The organism is Bacteroides sp. NSJ-39, assembly GCF_014287315.1.
GTDB classification, from domain to species: domain Bacteria; phylum Bacteroidota; class Bacteroidia; order Bacteroidales; family Bacteroidaceae; genus Bacteroides; species Bacteroides finegoldii.
This window is the reverse complement of sequence record NZ_JACOOB010000013.1, coordinates 92,698-114,065: the sequence shown is the minus strand read 5'-3', so window position 1 is coordinate 114,065 and position 21,368 is coordinate 92,698. Positions and strand designations below refer to the sequence as shown.

The 21,368-nt window shown below is 42.0% G+C and carries 23 protein-coding genes; 11 read left to right on the top strand and 12 right to left on the bottom strand.

Annotated elements, in window-relative coordinates; translation table 11 throughout:
• Positions 1-146: 146 nt before the first annotated feature.
• The 3 genes from H8S63_RS20390 to H8S63_RS14590 all read right to left on the bottom strand — a co-directional run bounded on the left by H8S63_RS20390 (position 147) and on the right by H8S63_RS14590 (position 2,067).
• Positions 147-992, bottom strand: coding sequence for an AraC family transcriptional regulator (locus H8S63_RS20390; protein ID WP_009040051.1), 846 nt, complete (start codon positions 990-992; stop codon positions 147-149).
• Positions 993-1,215: 223 nt separating this feature from the next.
• Positions 1,216-1,734 (bottom strand): hypothetical protein, encoded by a 519-nt coding sequence (locus tag H8S63_RS14595; RefSeq protein ID WP_186927215.1) that lies wholly within the window; start codon positions 1,732-1,734, stop codon positions 1,216-1,218.
• A gap of 30 nt (positions 1,735-1,764) precedes the next feature.
• Entirely contained in the window at positions 1,765-2,067 is a 303-nt protein-coding gene (locus H8S63_RS14590) for an immunity 17 family protein (protein WP_008627610.1), read from the bottom strand.
• A gap of 130 nt (positions 2,068-2,197) precedes the next feature.
• Here H8S63_RS14590 and H8S63_RS14585 point away from each other — a divergent pair, with 130 nt between their 5' ends.
• Positions 2,198-2,953 (top strand): WG repeat-containing protein, encoded by a 756-nt coding sequence (locus H8S63_RS14585; RefSeq protein ID WP_118430200.1) that lies wholly within the window; start codon positions 2,198-2,200, stop codon positions 2,951-2,953.
• A gap of 709 nt (positions 2,954-3,662) precedes the next feature.
• Here H8S63_RS14585 and H8S63_RS14580 read toward each other — a convergent pair.
• Entirely contained in the window at positions 3,663-4,355 is a 693-nt protein-coding gene (locus H8S63_RS14580; RefSeq protein ID WP_004316267.1) for an HAD family hydrolase, read from the bottom strand.
• 184 nt (positions 4,356-4,539) lie between these two features.
• Here H8S63_RS14580 and H8S63_RS14575 point away from each other — a divergent pair, with 184 nt between their 5' ends.
• Positions 4,540-5,607 (top strand): DUF2027 domain-containing protein, encoded by a 1,068-nt coding sequence (locus H8S63_RS14575; protein WP_186927214.1) that lies wholly within the window; start codon positions 4,540-4,542, stop codon positions 5,605-5,607.
• Between the two features lie 63 nt (positions 5,608-5,670).
• On the opposite strand, the gene H8S63_RS14570 is transcribed toward H8S63_RS14575, so the two are convergent.
• The 4 genes from H8S63_RS14570 to hemW all read right to left on the bottom strand — a co-directional run bounded on the left by H8S63_RS14570 (position 5,671) and on the right by hemW (position 8,458).
• Positions 5,671-6,027 (bottom strand): hypothetical protein, encoded by a 357-nt coding sequence (locus H8S63_RS14570; RefSeq protein WP_186927213.1) that lies wholly within the window; start codon positions 6,025-6,027, stop codon positions 5,671-5,673.
• 293 nt (positions 6,028-6,320) lie between these two features.
• Positions 6,321-6,929: a lysine exporter LysO family protein gene (locus tag H8S63_RS14565; protein WP_004307956.1), complete on the bottom strand. Its 609-nt coding sequence runs from the start codon at positions 6,927-6,929 to the stop codon at positions 6,321-6,323.
• Positions 6,926-7,207: a LysO family transporter gene (locus H8S63_RS14560; RefSeq protein ID WP_004321999.1), complete on the bottom strand. Its 282-nt coding sequence runs from the start codon at positions 7,205-7,207 to the stop codon at positions 6,926-6,928. The genes H8S63_RS14565 and H8S63_RS14560 overlap by 4 nt, the downstream gene beginning before the upstream one ends.
• Positions 7,208-7,327: 120 nt before the next feature.
• Positions 7,328-8,458 carry a radical SAM family heme chaperone HemW gene (gene hemW, locus H8S63_RS14555; protein ID WP_186927212.1) on the bottom strand — a complete coding sequence of 377 codons (1,131 nt, stop codon included), beginning with the start codon at positions 8,456-8,458 and terminating at the stop codon, positions 7,328-7,330.
• Positions 8,459-9,008: 550 nt separating this feature from the next.
• Here hemW and H8S63_RS14550 point away from each other — a divergent pair.
• The 3 genes from H8S63_RS14550 (at position 9,009) to H8S63_RS14540 (ending at position 13,690) form a co-directional block, all read left to right on the top strand.
• A complete protein-coding gene (locus H8S63_RS14550; RefSeq protein ID WP_186927211.1) occupies positions 9,009-11,165 on the top strand; it encodes a translation factor GTPase family protein in 2,157 nt (718 codons plus the stop codon).
• Positions 11,166-11,430: 265 nt separating this feature from the next.
• A complete protein-coding gene (locus H8S63_RS14545) occupies positions 11,431-12,987 on the top strand; it encodes a sensor histidine kinase KdpD (RefSeq protein ID WP_186927210.1) in 1,557 nt (518 codons plus the stop codon).
• Between the two features lies 1 nt (position 12,988).
• Entirely contained in the window at positions 12,989-13,690 is a 702-nt protein-coding gene (locus H8S63_RS14540) for a response regulator transcription factor (RefSeq protein ID WP_007757824.1), read from the top strand.
• A gap of 79 nt (positions 13,691-13,769) precedes the next feature.
• Here H8S63_RS14540 and H8S63_RS14535 read toward each other — a convergent pair whose 3' ends face one another.
• Complete coding sequence (locus H8S63_RS14535) at positions 13,770-13,946, bottom strand: hypothetical protein (RefSeq protein ID WP_007767078.1); 177 nt, start codon at positions 13,944-13,946, stop codon at positions 13,770-13,772.
• Positions 13,947-14,086: 140 nt separating this feature from the next.
• Complete coding sequence (locus H8S63_RS14530) at positions 14,087-14,533, bottom strand: MarR family winged helix-turn-helix transcriptional regulator (RefSeq protein WP_007751940.1); 447 nt, start codon at positions 14,531-14,533, stop codon at positions 14,087-14,089.
• 161 nt (positions 14,534-14,694) lie between these two features.
• Here H8S63_RS14530 and rpsF point away from each other — a divergent pair, with 161 nt between their 5' ends.
• The 3 genes from rpsF to rplI are packed head-to-tail and all read left to right on the top strand — an operon-like array spanning position 14,695 to position 15,772.
• Positions 14,695-15,039 carry a 30S ribosomal protein S6 gene (rpsF, locus tag H8S63_RS14525; RefSeq protein ID WP_005678718.1) on the top strand — a complete coding sequence of 115 codons (345 nt, stop codon included), beginning with the start codon at positions 14,695-14,697 and terminating at the stop codon, positions 15,037-15,039.
• A gap of 2 nt (positions 15,040-15,041) precedes the next feature.
• Positions 15,042-15,314: a 30S ribosomal protein S18 gene (gene rpsR, locus H8S63_RS14520; RefSeq protein WP_004307964.1), complete on the top strand. Its 273-nt coding sequence runs from the start codon at positions 15,042-15,044 to the stop codon at positions 15,312-15,314.
• Between the two features lie 14 nt (positions 15,315-15,328).
• Positions 15,329-15,772 carry a 50S ribosomal protein L9 gene (gene rplI / locus H8S63_RS14515; protein ID WP_004299330.1) on the top strand — a complete coding sequence of 148 codons (444 nt, stop codon included), beginning with the start codon at positions 15,329-15,331 and terminating at the stop codon, positions 15,770-15,772.
• 159 nt (positions 15,773-15,931) lie between these two features.
• Here the strand turns inward: rplI and H8S63_RS14510 are convergent, their stop codons facing one another.
• Positions 15,932-16,150, bottom strand: a complete 219-nt coding sequence (locus tag H8S63_RS14510; protein WP_186927209.1) for a hypothetical protein — start codon at positions 16,148-16,150, stop codon at positions 15,932-15,934.
• 159 nt (positions 16,151-16,309) lie between these two features.
• The gene (locus tag H8S63_RS14505; protein WP_186927208.1) at positions 16,310-17,983 is read right to left on the bottom strand and encodes a long-chain fatty acid--CoA ligase; all 1,674 of its coding nucleotides are present in this window, start codon (positions 17,981-17,983) and stop codon (positions 16,310-16,312) included.
• A gap of 110 nt (positions 17,984-18,093) precedes the next feature.
• Between H8S63_RS14505 and mtaB the strand changes: the two genes are divergently transcribed.
• Genes mtaB through H8S63_RS14490 form a run of 3 tightly spaced genes read left to right on the top strand, consistent with a single transcriptional unit; the run spans position 18,094 to position 21,367 of the window.
• On the top strand, positions 18,094-19,413 hold the full coding sequence (gene mtaB, locus H8S63_RS14500; protein WP_186927207.1) for a tRNA (N(6)-L-threonylcarbamoyladenosine(37)-C(2))-methylthiotransferase MtaB: 1,320 nt from the start codon (positions 18,094-18,096) through the stop codon (positions 19,411-19,413).
• 2 nt (positions 19,414-19,415) lie between these two features.
• A complete protein-coding gene (locus H8S63_RS14495) occupies positions 19,416-20,342 on the top strand; it encodes a lysophospholipid acyltransferase family protein (RefSeq protein WP_186927206.1) in 927 nt (308 codons plus the stop codon).
• Entirely contained in the window at positions 20,339-21,367 is a 1,029-nt protein-coding gene (locus H8S63_RS14490; RefSeq protein WP_186927205.1) for a glycosyltransferase family 2 protein, read from the top strand. The genes H8S63_RS14495 and H8S63_RS14490 overlap by 4 nt, the downstream gene beginning before the upstream one ends.
• Position 21,368: the final 1 nt, after the last annotated feature.

Below are 21,368 nucleotides of genomic sequence, written 5' to 3'. Positions count from 1 at the left end.
TAAATCTTGTTTCATGTTGTTTATAAGGGCGCAAAGTTAGCGGACGGCAGGGAAACGGACGTTCTGAATCCTCACCGCCGGATTCGGATTGTCCGCCAATCGACCCCGGACGGTCGGTTTTTCACGGCAGGGCTGGAAAAGGGAGGCTAAACTGTACGGGCGCACCGGGCGATTTCACGGATTTCGGCAGGAGTAGCCTTCAGGTGCTTCTTGCAGAAGTCCCACAGGTAGCTCGGAGTGGCGAAGCCGCACACGTCGGCAATCTCTTGAAGGGGCATGTCCGTGTCCGCCAGCAGGGAGGTTACGTGCGCTTTCCGCTGTTCCGTCAGCCAGCGGTGCGGAGTGGTGTTCAGCTCCTCCTTGAAACGCCGTCCCAGCGTATTGACCGACATGGCGCATTCCCGTGCCAGTTCCTCCACGTTCTTCACCTTGGGCAGAGCCAGTGCGATTTCTTCCCGGAACGAGCAGCCCCGCAGGTGCGGCAGGTACTTTTCCACCTCCTGCAAGTCCGCCTTGCCGAACATCGGCGGTATGCCCTTGCGGTACTCGGACGCCCGTTCACGGCGGAAGCGGAACAGCAGTCCCGCCAGACGGTTGCAGAGCACGTTCAGGTGCGGGTATTCGTCGTAGGCGTTGATGCTTGCCTGCATCCGGCAGAGGAACAGGAATCCTCTGCAGTCCTTCTCCCGGAAATACGCCTCCGCCGTTTCCAGCAGGAAGTCTGACGAGCTTCCGTGGCGGTGATAGGCGACCAGTATCAGCAGCCCGGCTTCCTCCTTTACCCGGCACGAAAGTACGGGGCAGTGTTCCCGCAGCAGCTCCACCAGCCGCACCATCCGTCCGTTCTCCCGTGCGAGCCGTTCCGCCGCAATCCATGTCACCGGACGCTCCGCATCCGTTTGCGGCAATACCCTGCGTACCTTTTCCATCCATTCCCGCCATCCCTCCCGGACGGCTTCATTCATTAGAATTAGTGTAAGATTCTGTTTCATTTTGTTTCAACACGATATTAAATAATACAAATCTTACACGAAATTACAAATTGTTTGCAATAGATGTCCTGCCGACACCCCGTATCGGTCACGATATTTCCTTGAATTACAGATTCGGATTTTGCTCCATAGGTTCGGATATTCAGTCGTGAAAAAACAGAAAGGCTGTACCGGTTCCACCCGCAGAACGGCATGACAGTAAGCAGGGGGAGCCGGAAGAAAGTCATTCGCCGGTTGGTGAGTGCGTCTTTTCAACGGGATATTTGCCGTCCCGTATCTCCTGCAACCTTTCGATCAGTGGTTGCTCCTTGGAATGGTTCTTTTGTTCGGCTATAATGAAGAACGATGCAAAACTGCCGATAACATACAGCCAGAACAGGCATTGACCGAGCAATTTCCGGTATTCGCCCACTGTCTCGTACTTCGCCTGCATCGCTTTCAGCTTCGCAGGACGGTAATACAGCTTTCTGGCAATCCAGATAAAAGGAGCGAGCGTCGCTGCGGCGAACAGATAGGCAACCGGGTTGAACCTGCTCCATTCCACCTTGTCCGTCAGGGAAGAGAACCAGCCCGTCAGCATATCCCATCCCCATGCCTCGAACAAAAGATGGAGAGCCATCAGGTTAAGAAGCCACAGGATTGCCATCGTCCACGTGGCATTGGAGATAACCGCCTTGTCTTTCCTTGCACATTTGTTCTTGCTCCAGAAGTAATACATCCAGTATGCCGGTTCCTTGAACATAGCTTCCTCCTTTCCTTGTTTTCCGCTTGCTTATCCCGTTACGAAGAACAGCAACAGGGCGCATCCCGTTGCGGCGGCAACGATCAGCCCCAGCCAGAAACGGTAACTCCTTTCACCCAGCGTACCCAGCCAGAAATTCCCTTCCCAACTTCCCGGACGGGAGTACGTCCACCGCCATCCGCAGACAATCCCCACAAGCCACAGCAGCAGGATTCCCGCCACGATCAGGTAGCCGTACCTCGGATGCGCCTGCAACCACTCCGGCAGACCCTCCATAAACTCGCTTATCTTATCGAACCATTCCATAGCAATAACAGAAAAAGCCAAATTCATACCTTACGGACGAACCGTTATACATCAAAGCAAAAATAGTGAAAAGTCCAATCACTCAAAAAGTTTCACCGCAAAAATCTTTTCCGTTTGGAAGAAATACGTTTTATTTGCACCTATATAGCCGCAACGTATGAAGAAAGCCTCCCCACATAAAAGAACCAGTCGGCCGAAGCTCCCCGGATTCTTCGACCACCTCTTTTATTGGGCGTGGCGCAGTTGTCGGCACGGCTTCCCGGATCGTAGTTTTGCGGTCATCAGTGTGGTCCAGTTCGCCTGCCTCCTGTTTCCTGTCGCCATCGCTTTACAGTTCTTGGGCACTCCGGCTGTCCGCTTCCTTTACGAAACAGACGACCGCCTTACGCTTTTCCCGCTGATACTGCCGTTCCCCGTATTGCTCTGGAGGAATATGCGCATCTATACCGAGGAGCGTTACCGCATGATGCACGACTATTACGGGGCGTTCCATGTATCGGTACGGCAACGCTATCGCCTCCGTTTCCTTGTCTGCACGGTGCTTGCAGTCCTTGCCATCCTGCTTGAAATACGGCTGTTCACCCTTTATCATGACCGCTGCACGGCCATATCCTCCGGCAACAGCCATCCCGCAAGCCTCTATGTCCCGTACCGGTATGACAACGGCAACGACCCCGTGCAGGAAGGCGTTTACCGCATCGTCGATGAAAAAGGGCGTATCGGATATGCGGACGAGCATGGCAATACCCTCGTAGAACCACGCTTCGCTTTTGGCTTTCCTTTCGAGAACGGGAAGGCGAAAGTAACCGACACGGGAGAACTGGAAGAAGCTCCCGGTTCGGATGGGGAATACCACTATTGGGAAAGCGATGATTGGTATTACATCGACCGCAAAGGGCAAAGGATTGAATAAAAGCCCCAAGACTGCCCTAAGCCCGACATTCCAGCCACCCCACCTGCCAAGCCCTTGCAGGGCAAACACGAAGCCGCCAAGCCCTATCGGAACATCCCGTTCATCCCACCTTTCCCCCGAAACAAACACCAAAACTCAAAACCAACTCATTTACAGAAACTTAAAAGAATATCGGTGCAAGCCGCAAAACAGCCCTGTGTGGCTGGTGCAAGGTGCAGCTATATATATAAATATAGCTGCACCTTGCACCACAGAAATACACACTGAAAATCAACATTTTACACTTCGAGTAAAACCACGGGTGCAACCTCGTTTTTTGCACCGCCTCCTGATTTTATGCTTTTCCGGTAATCCCGAAAAATAAAAAATCCCCGAAACATTTCCCTTTTTCGGTCAAAATTCCTATATTTGCATCAGTTCCAAGAGCAGAGCGAAGCAATGCAGCGAAACCCGCACAGCTACCAAATCGCTACCGGCTACCGAACTTTCTACTCTTTAAGTCTTATCTACCAACCGATTACAAAAAAACGATTGTTTTTTTGAAAAAAACTCCTCTGAAACTGTATATTCTTGCATTATTTTATATAACAGAACTGCTGGAAGAGGAAACCTATGAATGCAATTTATACTCATCATCTTAAAAATAGAACATGATGTGCTATCACATTCTTCAGATTCGAAGCTTATCTGAAGAAAGAACAGAACTTATTTAAAACAAAAGCAGCAACTCATCAAATCTTTTCACCTGTTTCAGATGGTCATGTGTGAATGTGTCTACTACTTCGTGTTTCCACATCACTTCAAAAGGAATATGTATACCATATCCTCCCAGCGATAGAACAGGTTGAATGTCCGATTTCAGAGAATTGCCAATCATGACAAATTCGGAAGGAGCAATCTGTAAGATATTCAACATTCGTTGATATTCTTTCTCTGTTTTATCGGACATCACTTCAATGTGATCGAAATAAGAGGCTAATCCGGAACGTTCCAGCTTATTCTCCTGATCGAGTAAGTCTCCTTTAGTGGCAACTACTAATTTGTATTTTCCTTTCTCTTTCAATACTTTAAGCGTTTCTTTTACTCCCGGCAATAGTTCAATTGGCATTTTCAGTAATGATTTGCCTAATTCAATAATATGTTGGATGTCTGTTCCTGAAATCTTTTGTCCACTCACATGCAAAGCTGTCTCTACCATAGAAATGGTGAAAGCTTTGGCTCCATATCCGAGATACTTCAGATTATTCATTTCTGTTTGAAATAAAGCGGCTGAAATATCTTCAGAAGTGCCATAAGGCTTTAATAGGTCTGTATATTGTTTCTCTATTTCCTGGAAAAAAGGTTCATTGCTCCACAAGGTATCGTCTGCATCAAAAGCAATGACTTTAATAAGTTCTTTCATCGGTTTTCGTCGTTAATGGTGAATTTTAGATCATCTGTTTGATATTTCGTATGCAAAGTTACAATAAAAAGAGGAATAAAGGTAGACGGTTTGTTTTTAGAACCGAATCTCCATTTAATTTCATAGAAATCTCTATCTTTGTTACTCGTTTTTTTGAGTTTGAATTTTAATTGGATATACAATAATGAAAATAGGAGATAAAGTACGCTTTCTTAGTGAGGTAGGCGGTGGAATCGTAACTGGATTCCAGGGAAAGGATTTTGTGTTGGTGGAAGATGCAGATGGGTTTGATATTCCAATGCCGATACGCGAGTGTGTCGTGATTGAAACAGATGACTATAATATGAGGCGTAAACCCGGTTCGTCTGCGCCGAAACCGGAAGAACCTGTTAAACCGGTAAAACCGGAGATGCCTGTTATTCAACGTCAGCCGGAAGTGCGTGGAGGAGATACTTTGAATGTATTTCTGGCTTATGTGCCCGAAGACGCAAAAGCGATGATGACTACTCCTTTTGAAACTTATCTGGTAAATGATAGCAATTATTATTTGTATTACACTTATTTGAGTGCAGAAGGAAAAGCATGGAAGAACCGTTCACACGGTTTGGTGGAGCCTAATACAAAATTGCTGTTGGAAGAGTTCACCAAAGATGTACTGAATGACATGGAGCGGGTGGCTGTTCAGTTGATCGCTTTCAAGGACGGTAAGCCTGCGGCTATCAAACCGGCTGTTAGTGTGGAGTTACGGATCGATACCGTGAAGTTCTATAAGCTTCATACCTTTAGCGACTCTGATTTCTTTGAAGAACCGGCTTTGATTTATGACATTGTGAAAGATGATATGCCTGCCAAACAAGTATATGTTTCGGCGGAGGAGATTCAAAAGGCTTTGTTGCAGAAGAAGTCTGTAGATAAACCGAAGTCACAATCTATTGTGAAACCAAACCATACTACTCATGGTGGAAAGGGCGGAATTATTGAAATAGATCTTCATATCGATTCTTTGCTGGATGATACTCAAGGGATGGGCAATGCTGAAATACTGAATTATCAATTGGATAAGTTTCGCGAAGTGATGGAAACTTATAAGAATAAGCGTGAACAGAAGATTGTCTTTATTCACGGCAAGGGGGATGGGGTACTTCGAAAGGCTGTCATTGATGAATTGAAACGGAAATATAGTAATTGCCGTTATCAGGATGCTTCTTTCCAGGAATATGGGTTTGGGGCTACGATGGTGACTATTAAATAATAGTATAAAAAAAGTGGAAGCCAACCGGCTTCCACCCTCTCTCTCTTTTACATATTAATCATTTTACTTATTCAGTTCAATACCTTTATTCTGTAAAGTGATATTCATCAATGCTGCATACTTGGCGTACTGTTCAGCACTAAGAGTCTTTCTCATCAGTTTCAAGTTGCCATAAACAGCGTTGCGCAATTTGGCTTCTTTATCTTTTTTCGCTGTTGTAGCTCTTGACATCTGTTCGGAGAAGTAATCGCAAATATTGGCTACTTCTTCGCTCTGAACAGAGTTTAACTTTAAATATTTGCCTAGTTTACTTACATTGATGTTACCTTCCCATTTTGCAGTTGTAGGCTGATTCCCGGCTGCAAATGTTGTAGCAGCAAGGCAGAGTGCTGCCACTAATGTTAATCCTAAACGTTTCATAATACCTACTTTTTTAATTGTTATACCTAAAAACTATTCCTAAAAACAAATCTAATACCTATTGAAAATACTGTCTAAGCGCTTAGTTTTTTCTTTTTACCTATGCAAATATAAGAATATGTTTTATAGCATAAAAATAAAGAAAAGGAAAAGATTCTTTTTAGGCTGATTTCTTGATGTAAGTCAAGAGGTGATCAGCTTTTTGATATAAAAATACCTTTTTATGAAACATTTTTGTAATACGTGTGCGAAAACGATAGTAGAGTATTTCTCTATTTTGGGATTTATTGCTGTTAAAATGATATTGAGCAAAGGAATGTGACTAGGAACGGAACGCTGAAATCGACAACAAAGCCATGGAAGATGGAAATGATTACAAATTCCTTTCCCGAATATCGGGTAATGATAGGAAGAGTGGTATCCATCGTTGTGGCTCCACCAACAGAAATAGGAGCTAGCTTTCCAAAATATTTCACTAATAAGGGTGCACACAGCAAAGCGATAATTTCACGCATGATATTGGAAAGTAATGCGATAGTTCCCAATTCGGGACCTTTGTATTCGGTGATAAATATGCTGGAGAGCGAGTAATAACCAAATCCGGCTCCAACTGCCATACAGTCTAAAGGACTTCGCTGGCTCATAAAAGCTCCCGCTATGGCGCAGCCTGCTAATGTGCCGAGTATTGTCATGATAGGAAGAAATACAAGCCGGGGATTCAGGGACCGAAAACTCTTCAGAGTGTTCGGATCGTTACCGATGCTGATACCTACGCAGAACATGAGTCCGCAGAGGGCATAGTAACTAAGTTTACTGTCGGTGAAGTCGTATGGGATAAGATGGTAAACTCCACAAAGAGTACCGATAATGAAAAAAGAGACAATAATCAAACTACCTTTCATGCTTTTGTCTCCTTTCCTTTACTATATAATAGGTACCACAACCCCCATGCGCATAGAGTACTTCCTATGACCGCAGCTACCGTGATGACAACAGCTTCCAGCCCAAGAGTGTGTAATCCTTTGATGATAGATTCATTACCCCCTACATCTATTCCGAGAAGAAAGAGAAGAATCCATATAAGGAGAGTGATTATCTTGTGTATCCATGATAGTCTTTTACTGCGTAACAAGTAGCCAAGAAGCATGCCTGTCAGCATAATTCCAATAATGATAAACATAGTTAGTGCCTGCTTTTTGGCTGCAAAGATAGTATTAAATGTAAATCTTGGCTAATCTCTTCTACGATTTCTTTCGTGGCCATTGGTAGGTATTTGGTCATCGGCTTTTTGTTTGTTTGGTTAGTCTACCCAAAGTAAATCACTCATTATGCTATCGGAAATAAAAATCCCTTCACGCGTCAGGTGCAAAGCTCCGTTGTATTCCTCCAGTTTACCATTTTTCAGATAAGGTGCAGCCATTTTTTGACAATACTCCCACATTTCATTGCCGAACATCTGTTTCAGTTTCTCTATAGGTGTTCCCCATACGGTACGTATGGTAGTGATAATAAATTCGTTGTAGCGGGTGGTTGGGTCCAGATACTCTGTCTCGAAAGCACGGCAGTCTTCTTCTATACCTTTTATATAGGTGTCGATTGAAGACACATTCCATTCCCGTGTCATTCCGTCAAAAGAATGTGCCGATGGTCCGCATCCCAGATAAGCTATTCCTTTCCAATAGGAAGTGTTGTGGCGGGAATATTTTCCGGGGCGGCAGAAATTGGAAATCTCATAGTGTTCAAATCCTGCTTTCTGCAAATGCTCTATCAGTAATGTGAAAAATTCTAAACTGGAGTCTTCGTCTACCTCGGATATCTGGTGCTGTTTTAACATATTATATATAGGTGTATCTTCCTCATAAATCAAGTGATAGGCGGAGATATGTTCTACATTCAGACTGATAGCCTGACGGAGATCGTTTTCCCATCGTTCTTTTGTTTCTTCGGGCAATCCGTAAATTAGGTCGATACTGATGTTCTGGAAACCGGCTTTCCGGCATCTGTCAATTGCTTCGATGGCTGTACGGGCATTGTGGCGGCGTCTCAATAGTTTGAGCGTAGCGTCATCAAAAGTCTGTATTCCCATGCTGAGGCGGTTAAAAGGAAGTGAGGAAAGCATTTCCAGATATTCCTGCGATAAATCATCCGGATTAGCTTCCAGAGTGATTTCCTGACAATGATTCAATCCGTAGTGCTCGCGGATGGTATCAAATATCTGTTCAAAATCCTCTTTTTCCAGTTGAGACGGGGTTCCGCCACCGAAATAAATAGTTTCTATATCTTCTCCTTTCAGGTATTCTTTACGCATCGTCAACTCCCGGCAGAGAGCCTGTACATAACGGGTTTTGAGTTCGCTGCGAGTGGTTGAGTAGAAGTCGCAGTAGATGCAGCGCGTTTTGCAAAAAGGAATATGAAGATAGATACCTGCCATAGTTATGCTGTTTGGGTTTGTGGGTGTAAAAGTAAGACTATTATTAGATATATCAAAAAAAAGCTGTTGACGGAAATTATTTATAGTGGGGCAGGAATACGCTAAATAGATAATTTTCCCATCGATTAGTAGAAGATAATTTCCTGCAATGCTGAATTTAAGATCTTTTCTTTTATAAATAAGATTCGAACTTGTAGCCGGGTTTTCGTTTGACTTAAGTCAAACGATAGAATGACTTAAGTTAAACTATCGCTTGACTTAAGTCAAACGAAAACTGATTAGGCAACGGGGAAACTATTGTATGAAAGGAAAACTACTAAAAATAACATCGTGCCGGATTACTCGTTGCAACTATGAAATTAGTTTATAGCCATGCGAAAATAATTTTTAACCCGTTTCGAAAATGTTCATGTTAAAGATGTGTTACATAACATTGTTTAGTAACACTGCCATAAGTATTGCTTTTCCCCCAATTAATCCCTAATTTGCGCATCACAAAATTAATGGTATGTGAGAAACATACTGAGTAATTACTAAAATCTTATATATTATGAAAGTATATCAGACTAATGAAATCAAGAACATTGCCTTGTTGGGAAGTTCTGGCTCTGGGAAAACCACTCTCGTGGAAGCGATGCTTTTCGAGAGTGGTGTTATAAAACGTCGCGGATCTGTTGCCGCAAAAAATACTGTCAGCGACTATTTCCCTGTTGAACAAGAGTATGGTTACTCCGTTTTCTCCACCGTTCTCCATGTAGAATGGAATAACAAAAAACTTAATATTATTGACTGTCCGGGATCGGACGACTTCGTAGGCAGCACAGTGACTGCACTAAATGTGACCGACACAGCAATTATCCTTCTCAATGGCCAATACGGCGTCGAAGTCGGTACACAAAATCACTTCCGTTATACAGAAAAGCTGAATAAACCTGTTATTTTTCTAGTCAACCAGCTTGATAATGAAAAATGCGATTATGATAATATCCTCGAACAGCTGAAAGAGGCATACGGCTCTAAAGTTGTTCCCATCCAATATCCGATAGCTACCGGTCCGGGCTTTAATGCGCTGATCGACGTATTGTTGATGAAGAAATACTCGTGGAAACCCGAAGGAGGGGCTCCGGCAATCGAAGATATTCCGGCAGAAGAAATGGATAAGGCTATGGAAATGCACAAAGCATTGGTAGAAGCTGCTGCCGAGAATGATGAAAATCTGATGGAGAAATTCTTCGAGCAAGATTCCCTGTCAGAAGACGAAATGCGTGAAGGTATCCGTAAGGGATTGATCGCCAGAGGTATGTTCCCTGTATTCTGCGTCTGTGGAGGTAAGGATATGGGCGTTCGCCGCTTGATGGAATTCTTGGGAAACGTTGTTCCTTTTGTATCTGAAATGCCAAAGGTACAGAATACGGAAGGTAAAGAAGTGGCTCCTGACTCCAATGGACCGGAATCTCTTTATTTCTTCAAGACAAGTGTGGAACCGCATATCGGTGAAGTTTCCTATTTTAAAGTAATGAGCGGTAAAGTTCATGAGGGAGACGATTTGCTGAATGCCGACCGTGGTTCGAAGGAACGTATCGCGCAAATTTATGTGGTAGCCGGTGGTAACCGTGTCAAGGTGGAAGAATTGCAGGCCGGTGATATCGGTGCTGCCGTGAAACTGAAAGACGTGAAAACCGGTAATACGCTGAACGGTAAGGATTGTGACTACAAATTCAATTTTATCAAATATCCGAACTCTAAATATACCCGTGCCATTAAGCCGGTGAATGAAGCGGATGTGGAAAAGATGATGAGTATCCTGAACCGTATGCGCGAAGAAGATCCTACCTGGGTGATTGAGCAATCAAAAGAACTGAAACAGACTTTGGTACACGGTCAGGGAGAATTCCATCTTCGTACCTTGAAATGGCGTTTGGAAAACAACGAAAAACTTCAGGTAAAATATGAAGAACCGAAGATTCCATATCGTGAAACGATTACAAAGGCTGCCCGTGCCGACTATCGTCATAAGAAACAGTCCGGTGGTGCCGGCCAGTTTGGTGAAGTTCACCTGATCGTAGAACCTTATAAAGAAGGTATGCCTGTGCCTGAAACGTATAAGTTCAATGGACAGGAATTTAAGATTACCGTGAGAGGCACGGAAGAGATACCATTGGAATGGGGTGGTAAACTGGTGTTTGTTAACAGTATCGTCGGTGGTTCTATCGATGCCCGCTTCTTGCCTGCTATTATGAAAGGTATCATGTCTCGTATGGAGCAAGGACCGTTGACGGGTTCGTATGCTCGTGACGTGCGCGTTATTGTTTACGATGGTAAGATGCACCCGGTAGATTCGAATGAAATCTCCTTTATGCTTGCCGGACGTAATGCCTTTAGTGAAGCCTTCAAGAATGCCGGTCCGAAAATTCTGGAACCCATTTATGATGTGGAAGTATTTGTGCCGTCTGACAGAATGGGCGATGTGATGGGGGACCTTCAGGGACGTCGTGCCATGATTATGGGTATGAGTAGCGAGAAAGGCTTTGAGAAACTGGTTGCAAAAGTACCTCTGAAAGAAATGTCGTCTTACTCTACAGCTCTTAGCTCGCTCACGGGCGGACGTGCTTCGTTTATCATGAAGTTCTCTAGTTATGAGCTTGTTCCGACGGATGTTCAGGATAAGTTGATTAAGGATTTTGAAGCTAAGCAGACAGAAGAATAACGTGTAATTCTCTTAATACTGTTAAAACCGTCATCTTTTTTAAGTAAAAGGTGGCGGTTTTTGTTTAACTATGATTAATAAAGATGGAAAAACGCAAGGAAAAGATTTAATTTTTTATTAAATTTGCAAACCAAAGTAGGGGTTTTATTGTTGTAGTAATCAAAATACAACCTAAATGGCTCTATACGGTTAATTTCCGGGAAGTTCCGGTTAAATCAAGTTAATGCATTAGGAGTGTTAATTAGGGAGTGTTAATTTTGTTGCTATGAAGAAGTCAACAATTTGGATATTAGGTATTGTAATGGGGCTTTCATTCCTCAGTTTACTGTATTTACAGGTCAGTTATATTGAGGAAATGATGAAAACCCGGAAGGAACAGTTTGATATGGCTGTGCGCAGTAGTCTGGATCAGGTTTCTAAGGATGTGGAATATGCGGAAACGCAACGTTGGTTGATTGAGGATATTTCTGAAGCGGAAAGAAAAGCGTTGATTGAGAACAATCCTTCGCTGCAACAGAATAATATGGTTCAGCAGACGCAACGTTTTACGATGAAGTCTAAAGATGGAAAGGTTTATACGGATTTTGAATTGAAGGTGATGACTACCAAACCATCCGAACTTCCGAAAGCTATGATCTCTCCTTATAGAGGATCAAAAACGATTCCGGAGACTTCGCGTTCACTGATTGAGGCTATCAAGAACCGATATATGTATCAACGTGAGCTACTTAATGAAGTGGTTTGGCAGATGATTTATCGGGCAAGTGACAAGTCGATCGGAGATAGAGTACGGTTTGGTGATTTAAACGGTTACTTGAAATCGAATCTGTATAATAATAATATAGACCTGCCTTTTCACTTTACGGTGATTGACAAGGATGGAAAGGAAGTCTATCGTTGTGCGGATTATGATCCGAAGGGAAATGATGAAGTGTACCAGCAGGCCTTGTTTAAAAATGACCCGCCTGCGAAGATGAGTGTACTGAATGTACATTTTCCGGGAAGAAGAGACTATCTTTTTGATTCGATCAGTTTCATGATTCCGTCGTTGATATTTACAATGGTGTTGTTGGTGACATTCATTTTTACGATTTATATCGTGTTCCGTCAGAAGAAATTGACGGAGATGAAGAACGACTTTATCAATAATATGACGCATGAGTTTAAGACACCGATCTCTACCATTTCGCTGGCGGCGCAGATGTTGAAAGATCCGGCGGTCGGAAAATCTCCGCAGATGTTCCAGCATATATCGGGGGTTATAAATGATGAAACCAAGCGCCTGCGTTTTCAAGTGGAAAAGGTGCTCCAAATGTCGATGTTCGACCGGCAGAAGGCAACTTTGAAGATGAAGGAAATCGATGCGAACGAACTGATAACGGGAGTTGTCAATACCTTTGCCTTGAAAGTGGAACGGTATAATGGAAAGATAACATCGAACCTTGAGGCGACCGATCCTGTTATATTTGCAGACGAGATGCATATTACGAATGTCATCTTTAATCTGATGGATAATGCGGTGAAGTATAAAAAGCCGGACGAGGATTTGGAATTGAACGTGAGAACATGGAATGAATCGGGTAAACTGATGATTTCGATACAGGATAATGGTATCGGTATCAAGAAGGAAAACCTGAAAAAGATATTTGAAAAGTTCTATCGTGTGCATACGGGTAATCTGCACGATGTGAAGGGCTTTGGACTGGGATTGGCTTATGTGAAGAAAATTATTGTCGATCATAAAGGAACCATCCGGGCTGAAAGTGACCTGAATGTAGGAACTAAATTTATTATTGCATTACCTTTATTAAAAAATAATTGATATGGACGAGAAACTGCGTATTTTATTATGCGAGGATGACGAAAATCTTGGCATGCTTTTAAGAGAATATTTACAGGCAAAAGGTTATTCTGCTGAGTTATATCCTGATGGAGACGCTGGTTATAAGGCTTTCTTGAAGAATAAATATGACTTGTGCGTGTTTGACGTAATGATGCCTAAGAAAGATGGCTTCACATTGGCACAGGATGTCCGTGCAGCGAACGCTGAGATTCCTATTATTTTCTTGACAGCAAAAACGCTGAAGGAAGATATTCTGGAAGGATTTAAGATTGGTGCGGATGATTATATCACCAAACCGTTTAGTATGGAAGAACTGACATTCAGAATTGAAGCGATCTTGAGACGTGTTCGCGGAAAGAAGAACAAAGAAAGTAATATCTATAAGATTGGTAAGTTTACTTTTGATACCCAGAAGCAGATTTTGGCAACGGAGGGTAAGCAGACTAAGTTGACTACAAAAGAATCTGAGTTACTCGGTTTACTTTGCGCACATGCAAATGAAATCTTACAGCGTGACTTTGCTTTGAAGACTATCTGGATTGATGATAACTATTTCAATGCCCGCAGTATGGATGTGTATATTACGAAACTGCGTAAACATTTGAAAGAAGATGATTCTATCGAGATTATCAATATTCACGGAAAAGGCTACAAGCTGATTACGCCGGAAGTTGAATCTTAATGCGATTTACTTCTTGATAACTGAAATAAAAAATCCCGGAAACGAATGTTTCCGGGATTTTTTATTGATTTCTGTGAGATTAATCAGCGATCTTCTTATTGATAACAATATAAGAAATGAGTCCCAGTACTACTAATACTACCGAGCTGCCCAATATGGCATTGTTGTTTACATTGCCTGTAAAGGAACAAGCCAGCAAGATGACTACTCCGACCAAGATTAAAATCAATCCCAAGTTCTTTAATAAGCCTTTCATGTGTGTGTATTTTAATAGATTATTATATTCCAGTCACAAATTAAAGCATAATTCTTTAACGAGCGAAATTATTTAAATAAAAAATCCATTATAAAGATAGGATTTAGTGGATTTTATGATTTAAACGGTTGTTTCTCTGTTTAATCTTTCGTGTTGAAGAATACCTTTTTCAATACTTCCTGTCCGATACTCAATTCGTCGAGAGTAATGCCGTGAAGCGCCTCTTTCAAGGTCTGTCCGGCAATAATGCGCGCTTTTTCTTCCAGTTCTTTGCCGTCTTTGGTTAGATGAATCAGATTTGTGCGGCGGTCTCTCTTGTCCGAGATACGGACAACAAGGTGCTGCCGTTCCATATTATCTATCAAACGGGTCATACTGGGTTTGTCTTTAAAAGTTGCATTGCACAACTCTTGTTGTGTAACACCGTCTTTTTCCCATAGGAAAATGAGTACCGTCCATTGCTCCGGGCTGATTTCTAAACCGTTCTGGCGGAAGTTACGGTATAGTTTCCGGTTAATTGCCGCAGAAACTTTACCATTTAATATGGCAAATATAAGCCGGATGTCGAAGTTAAATTGCTCTATCATGAAATTATTGTTTAAACAACTTTGCAAAGTTAGTTACTTCCGGGATAAATCCTATCTTCTTGATACAAAAAAAGATTAAATGTTTGCAGTTCAAAATAAATTGCCTAACTTTGCACCCGCATTTTTAAATCAAATAATTTATTTATTTAATTAAACGAAGTATGAATCAATACGAAACCGTTTTCATTTTAACTCCCGTTTTATCTGATGTTCAGATGAAGGAAGCGGTAGAGAAATTCAAAGGTATTCTTCAAGCTGAAGGTGCTGAGATTATCAATGAAGAAAACTGGGGACTGAAGAAATTGGCTTATCCAATTCAGAAGAAGTCTACAGGTTTCTATCAGCTGATTGAGTTCAATGCAGATCCTACTGTAATTGACAAGTTGGAAGTAAACTTCCGTCGTGATGAACGCGTTATCCGTTTCTTGACTTTCAAGATGGATAAGTATGCTGCTGAATATGCTGCAAAAAGAAGAAGTGTTAAATCAAACAAAAAGGAGGATTAATCATGGCACAACAAGTTCAATCAGAAATCAGATACTTAACTCCGCCGTCAGTAGACGTTAAGAAGAAAAAATATTGCCGTTTCAAAAAAAGCGGTATTAAGTACATCGACTACAAAGATCCTGAATTCTTGAAGAAATTCTTGAATGAACAAGGTAAAATCCTTCCGCGTCGTATCACGGGTACTTCTTTGAAGTTCCAACGTCGTATCGCGCAGGCTGTGAAGAGAGCTCGTCACTTGGCATTGCTGCCTTATGTAACTGACATGATGAAATAAGAAGGAGGAAAAGTATGGAAATTATATTGAAAGAAGACGTAGTAAACTTGGGTTATAAGAACGATATCGTAAACGTGAAATCCGGATACGGTCGTAATTATCTGATCCCGACTGGAAAAGCTGTCATCGCTTCTCCTTCTGCAAAGAAAATGTTAGCTGAAGAACTGAAACAGCGCGCTCACAAACTTGAGAAAATCAAGAAAGATGCTGAAGCTATGGCTGCTAAGTTGGAAGGTGTTTCTTTGACTATCGCAACTAAAGTTAGCTCAACCGGTACTATCTTCGGTTCTGTTGGTAATATCCAGATTGCTGAAGCATTGTCTAAACTGGGTCATGAAGTTGACAGAAAGATCATCGTTGTAAAAGACGCTGTGAAAGAAGTTGGTAGTTACAAGGCTATCGTTAAGCTTCACAAGGAGGTTTCGGTAGAAATTCCTTTCGAAGTAGTTGCTGAATAAATAATAGCTATTACATTATAGTGAAGGCGGTTTATCCATTCAAGATAAACCGCCTTTATTCTTTGTTGTAATCCGAAATCATTTAATATAAGAACATAAAAAAAGTCTGTGCATACTTTCGCATGTCAGACTTTCAATTCTCTCTAACTTGTAACTGAATTATTCGGCTACTACAGTTTCAGTTGCTTCTACTGCTACACTATCAACAGTTGTTGTGTCAGCTGCTGCTGCTTCAGCTGCTGCTGCTTCTACCGCTGCGATTGAGTCAGCGATACGGATAGAATCTGCTGTTGCTTTTGCTGCGTCAGCTGCTTTGTTACCACAAGATGCGAATGATACTGCTACGATAGCTACTGCCATCAAAACTAATTTTTTCATTTTCTTTGCTTTTTAAAAACGTAATACAATCAATTGCTTTATTAAAACGCTGCAAAGGTATGTACTTTTTCGATATGTTGTTCTCGAAAAGCCAACTTTTTTTATATATTTTTTTGTAACTGCCCGCTTTCCCTTTCTTTCCCTATGTTTTAGAACATGTTAATCGACAGCTATACTGTTATATAGGTATCTTTTAATGCTCCTTTTCGGTGTTTTTTCAAATTCAGTAGGGTAGAGTTGTATCTTGCTGATCTTTTCGTAAGCGGCTACATTGTTGTTCAAGTTCTTAAGGTTCTCATCCATGATGGTTTTCAGATTATCTGGATTGTTCAGTCCGAGAGAATCCAATGCTTCATAGTCAGCATAGACGAGTGCTACCAATTTCTTGTTACGTTCGATAACGATACTTTCCAAAATAAAAGGAAGGTTATTTAGTTTCGTTTCCAGCTCTTCCGGGAAAATGTTCTGCCCACTTGAACTTAAAATCATTGTTTTAAGTCGTCCGCGAATGAAAATGTTACCGTTGGCATCCATTGTTCCGAGATCACCGGTACGTAACCAGCCGTCTTCAGTGAATACTTCCTGTGTTGCTTCCGGATTCTTGTAGTATCCTGTCATTGTATTTTCTCCGCGTACCTGTATTTCCCCTATTTCGGCTTCCGGGTTTTCTTTGTAGATACGAGCTTCCATAATGTCCAGAATCTTTCCTGAGGAACCTAGTATAAATTCATTCCAAGGTGCATAGCTGATAAGAGGTCCACACTCGGTCATTCCATAACCAATGGTAAAGGGGAACTTAATCTTATAGAAGAACTCTTCCACCTCTTTATCCATAGCTGCTCCACCGATAATGATTTCCTTGAACCGCCCGCCCAATGCGTCAATTAGTCTTTTGCGGATTTGATTGTAAATTTGATTATCGAGCAGAGGAATATTCAGTGCCCATTTCATTCCTTTTTTATTGATAAGAGGCTGAATAATATTTTTATATATCTTTTCGATGACTAGGGGAACAGTGATAATCAGATTAGGTTTCACTTCCTCAAAAGCCTTCATGATAATTTTGGGAGAAGGAGTTTTTCCGAGTAAGGTGACATGAGTACCGACTGCTGTTGCTGTCAGAAAGTCGAATGCGCAACCATACGCATGAGCAAGCGGAAGAAATGAGAGCACTTTATCTCCTTTTTTAAGTAATTCAGTCCGGATACCGAAAGTGACATTTCCGGCAAGGTTATTGCCTGTCAGCATTACGCCTTTGCTGAATCCGGTAGTACCTGAGGTGTAATTCAGCAACATAATCTTGTCATTAGAGAGGGTGGTGTACTGAATATCCTCGCGGGTAAATCCCTTAGGATAAGCAGAATGCATCTCTTTGTCGAGGTTCTTTAGGAATTTTTGTATAGTTTCTCCGTCGCGCTGATACAGACAACGAAAATCGGTCAATGAGAACACTCCCCGCAACCCCATAAGTTTTTCCTCTTCCAAATTTTCCCAGATATTGTCACTGGTAAACAGAAAGACAGATTCGGAATGATTGACGATATGATGAACGTCATTAGGCGTAAAATCTTGCAGGATAGGGACAATAATTGCTCCATAAGTGATTGTAGCCATATAAGCAATGCACCAATGAGCATTATTTTTGCCGATAACCGATATTTTATCTCCTCTGCGAAGACTACAATGCTTGAATAACAGATGTAAACGGGCGATTTCTTCAGCTACCTCACCGTATGTATATTGGGTATCTTCTCCATAATCAGTATAACAAGGCAGATCCCAATTCTCACGAAAACTATTTTCGTATAGTTTAATGAAATTCTCTTTAATCATTGCACGTTTTTTAGTGAATTGTGCAAAAATAGGAATAAACTTTCGTATCCTAAAGTGTTTTACTGATAATAATGTGTAACTTTGCAAAGTTAATGTGTTTATAACAGCTTATGATAGATACCACTGTATTTCAAAATAAGACAGCCGTTTATTATACTTTAGGCTGCAAATTAAATTTTTCAGAGACTTCAACTATCGGTAAAATCCTGCGTGAGGCGGGAGTTCGGACTGCGCGCAAAGGAGAGAAAGCAGATATCTGTGTGGTAAATACCTGTTCGGTGACAGAGATGGCGGATAAGAAATGCCGGCAAGCCATCCATCGCTTGGTAAAGCAGCACCCCGGTGCTTTTGTGGTAGTGACTGGGTGCTATGCCCAATTGAAGCCTGGTGATGTGGCAAAAATTGATGGAGTAGATGTTGTATTGGGGGCGGAGCAGAAAGGTGAACTGCTGCAGTATCTGGGAAATTTGCAGAAACATGAAAAAGGAGAGGCTATAACTACTGCAACGAAAGATATTCGTTCGTTTTCTCCTTCGTGTTCACGGGGAGACCGTACTCGTTTTTTTCTGAAAGTACAGGATGGCTGCGATTACTTCTGTTCATATTGTACTATTCCGTTTGCAAGGGGGAGGAGTCGTAACGGAACTATTGCTTCTATGGTCGAACAGGCTCGGCAAGCTGCAGCGGAAGGTGGTAAAGAGATAGTCTTGACTGGGGTGAATATCGGTGATTTTGGCAAGACGACGGGAGAGACTTTCTTTGATTTGGTGCAAGCGTTGGATCAGATAGAAGGAATCGAGCGTTATCGTATATCTTCCATTGAACCGAATCTGCTGACGGATGAAATTATTGAGTTTGTATCCCATTCCCGTAGTTTTATGCCACATTTCCATATTCCTTTGCAGTCTGGGTGTAATGAAGTTTTAAAATTGATGCGTCGTCGTTATGATACGGCTCTTTTTGCATCGAAGGTGAAGAAAATCAAAGAGGTTATGCCGGATGCTTTCATTGGCGTGGATGTGATTGTGGGTACTCGTGGCGAGACCGCGGAGTTTTTTGAGCAAGCTTATCGGTTTATTTCCGGATTGGACGTGACCCAATTGCACGTGTTCAGTTATTCCGAGCGTCCCGGAACGCAAGCCTTGAAAATAGATTATGTGGTGTCTCCGGAAGAAAAGCATCAACGCAGTCAACGGCTGTTGGCACTTTCGGATGAAAAAACACAGGCTTTTTATGCGCGCCATATCGGACAGACGATGCCGGTGTTGCTGGAAAAGTCGAAGGGGAATACTCCGATGCACGGATTTACGAAGAATTATATTCGTGTAGAAGTGGAAAGTGATAACTCATTGGATAATCAAGTGGTCAACGTGCGTTTGGGAGATTTTAATGGGGACAAGACAGCGCTTAAAGGCACAATTTTGATATAAGTATGAAATCTAAACTTATCTATTGGCTAGTATATGGTGGAATGTGGCTGTTTTCAGCTCTTCCGTTCCGGGTATTGTATGTGCTTTCGGATTTCAATTATCTGTTGATGTATCATGTGGGGAGATATCGCCGGAAGGTAGTTCGGGAAAATCTGGAAAAGTCGTTTCCGGAGAAGACTGAGGCGGAAAGATTACAGATAGAACGTAAATTTTATCGTTATCTTTCGGATTATATGCTAGAGGACCTGAAACTGTTGCATATGTCCGCTGAAGATCTTTGCCAAAGGATGATTTATAAGAATACAGAACAATATTTGGAATTGACGGAAAAGCATGGAGGTATTATTGTGATGATTCCCCATTATGCCAACTATGAATGGCTGATTGGAATGGGATCGGTCATGAAGCCTGGCGATGTACCTGTACAAGTTTACAAACCATTGAAGGATAAATATCTGAATGAACTGTTTAAGCAGATTCGTTCCCGTTTCGGTGGATATAATATTCCTAAACATTCTACTGCACGTGAAATTATCAAATTGAAGCGTGAAGGAAAAAATATGGTAGTAGGTCTGATTACAGACCAATGGCCTAGTGGTGATCGGTATTGGACTACTTTTATGGGGCAGGAGACTGCTTTCTTGAATGGGGCTGAACGTATTGCAAAAATGATGAACTTCCCTGTCTTTTATTGTAAACTGACGAAGACACGTAGGGGATATTGTGAGGCTGAGTTTAAATTGATGACTGAAGCTCCCAAAGAGACAGTCGAAGGAGAAATTACGGATATGTTTGCCCATGAACTGGAACAGACCATTCGTAGAGAACCTGCTTATTGGTTGTGGTCGCATAAGCGCTGGAAATTTACGAAGAAGGAATGCGAACAAAAAGAACAGGAAGAACTTATTAAGAGAAAAGATAAGAGATGAAAGTATCAGTCGTCATTCTGAATTGGAACGGATGTGATATGCTTCGTACTTTTCTTCCATCTGTTATTCAGTATTCGGAGGGGAAAGAAATAGAAATCTGTGTGGCTGATAATGGGTCTACGGACGATTCGGTAACTATGATTCAGCAGGAGTTTCCATCCGTCCGAATGATTTTACTCGAACAGAATCATGGCTTTGCGGACGGATATAATTTGGCTTTGCGACAAGTAGATGCAGAGTATGTCGTTCTTCTAAATTCGGATGTTGAAGTGACGGAACATTGGTTGGAACCGATGATTGCTTATCTTGATAAGCATCCTGAAGTGGCTGCTTGCCAACCGAAGATACGAAGTCAGCGCCAAAAGGAATTTTTTGAATATGCAGGAGCGGCAGGCGGATTTATAGATAAGTACGGTTATCCTTTTTGTCGGGGACGTATCATGGGAGCGGTCGAAAAAGATGAAGGGCAATACGATACGGTGATTCCAGTTTTTTGGGCAACAGGAGCTGCTTTGTTTATTCGTCGTATGGATTATCTGGATGTCGGAGGGCTGGATGGACGCTTTTTTGCACACATGGAAGAAATAGATCTGTGTTGGCGACTCCGTTCTCGAGGACGTGGGATTGTCTGCATTCCGCAAAGTGTAGTCTATCATGTTGGAGGAGCCACGCTTAAAAAAGAGAATCCTCGTAAGACTTTTCTTAATTTCCGCAATAATCTTGTCATGCTTTATAAGAATCTTCCGCAGGAGGAGTTAAATAAAGTGATGCGTATTCGGACTTGTTTGGATTATGTGGCGGCACTTACTTTCTTTCTGAAAGGGGATTGGGACAATGCTCGCGCAGTGATTCGTGCACGGGACGAATATAAACGGATTTGTCCGTCATTTTCTTCATTAAGAGAAGAGAACCTAAGAAAAAAAACTTTGAATTTAATACCTGAACAGATAAAAAGTAGTATCTTGTGGCAGTTTTATGCGAGAGGATGCAAACGATTCTCTCAATTGTCGGACTTAAAAGGATAAC

Excerpts from the sequence above, each read along its gene's own strand:
- H8S63_RS20390 (WP_009040051.1), bottom strand. The coding sequence starts at position 992 with ATGAAACAGAATCTTACACTAATTCTAATGAATGAAGCCGTCCGGGAG.
- H8S63_RS14595 (WP_186927215.1), bottom strand. The coding sequence starts at position 1,734 with ATGTTCAAGGAACCGGCATACTGGATGTATTACTTCTGGAGCAAGAAC.
- H8S63_RS14590 (WP_008627610.1), bottom strand. The coding sequence starts at position 2,067 with ATGAATTTGGCTTTTTCTGTTATTGCTATGGAATGGTTCGATAAGATA.
- H8S63_RS14585 (WP_118430200.1), top strand. The coding sequence starts at position 2,198 with ATGAAGAAAGCCTCCCCACATAAAAGAACCAGTCGGCCGAAGCTCCCC.
- H8S63_RS14580 (WP_004316267.1), bottom strand. The coding sequence starts at position 4,355 with ATGAAAGAACTTATTAAAGTCATTGCTTTTGATGCAGACGATACCTTG.
- H8S63_RS14575 (WP_186927214.1), top strand. The coding sequence starts at position 4,540 with ATGAAAATAGGAGATAAAGTACGCTTTCTTAGTGAGGTAGGCGGTGGA.
- H8S63_RS14570 (WP_186927213.1), bottom strand. The coding sequence starts at position 6,027 with ATGAAACGTTTAGGATTAACATTAGTGGCAGCACTCTGCCTTGCTGCT.
- H8S63_RS14565 (WP_004307956.1), bottom strand. The coding sequence starts at position 6,929 with ATGAAAGGTAGTTTGATTATTGTCTCTTTTTTCATTATCGGTACTCTT.
- H8S63_RS14560 (WP_004321999.1), bottom strand. The coding sequence starts at position 7,207 with ATGTTTATCATTATTGGAATTATGCTGACAGGCATGCTTCTTGGCTAC.
- hemW (WP_186927212.1), bottom strand. The coding sequence starts at position 8,458 with ATGGCAGGTATCTATCTTCATATTCCTTTTTGCAAAACGCGCTGCATC.
- H8S63_RS14550 (WP_186927211.1), top strand. The coding sequence starts at position 9,009 with ATGAAAGTATATCAGACTAATGAAATCAAGAACATTGCCTTGTTGGGA.
- H8S63_RS14545 (WP_186927210.1), top strand. The coding sequence starts at position 11,431 with ATGAAGAAGTCAACAATTTGGATATTAGGTATTGTAATGGGGCTTTCA.
- H8S63_RS14540 (WP_007757824.1), top strand. The coding sequence starts at position 12,989 with ATGGACGAGAAACTGCGTATTTTATTATGCGAGGATGACGAAAATCTT.
- H8S63_RS14535 (WP_007767078.1), bottom strand. The coding sequence starts at position 13,946 with ATGAAAGGCTTATTAAAGAACTTGGGATTGATTTTAATCTTGGTCGGA.
- H8S63_RS14530 (WP_007751940.1), bottom strand. The coding sequence starts at position 14,533 with ATGATAGAGCAATTTAACTTCGACATCCGGCTTATATTTGCCATATTA.
- rpsF (WP_005678718.1), top strand. The coding sequence starts at position 14,695 with ATGAATCAATACGAAACCGTTTTCATTTTAACTCCCGTTTTATCTGAT.
- rpsR (WP_004307964.1), top strand. The coding sequence starts at position 15,042 with ATGGCACAACAAGTTCAATCAGAAATCAGATACTTAACTCCGCCGTCA.
- rplI (WP_004299330.1), top strand. The coding sequence starts at position 15,329 with ATGGAAATTATATTGAAAGAAGACGTAGTAAACTTGGGTTATAAGAAC.
- H8S63_RS14510 (WP_186927209.1), bottom strand. The coding sequence starts at position 16,150 with ATGAAAAAATTAGTTTTGATGGCAGTAGCTATCGTAGCAGTATCATTC.
- H8S63_RS14505 (WP_186927208.1), bottom strand. The coding sequence starts at position 17,983 with ATGATTAAAGAGAATTTCATTAAACTATACGAAAATAGTTTTCGTGAG.
- mtaB (WP_186927207.1), top strand. The coding sequence starts at position 18,094 with ATGATAGATACCACTGTATTTCAAAATAAGACAGCCGTTTATTATACT.
- H8S63_RS14495 (WP_186927206.1), top strand. The coding sequence starts at position 19,416 with ATGAAATCTAAACTTATCTATTGGCTAGTATATGGTGGAATGTGGCTG.
- H8S63_RS14490 (WP_186927205.1), top strand. The coding sequence starts at position 20,339 with ATGAAAGTATCAGTCGTCATTCTGAATTGGAACGGATGTGATATGCTT.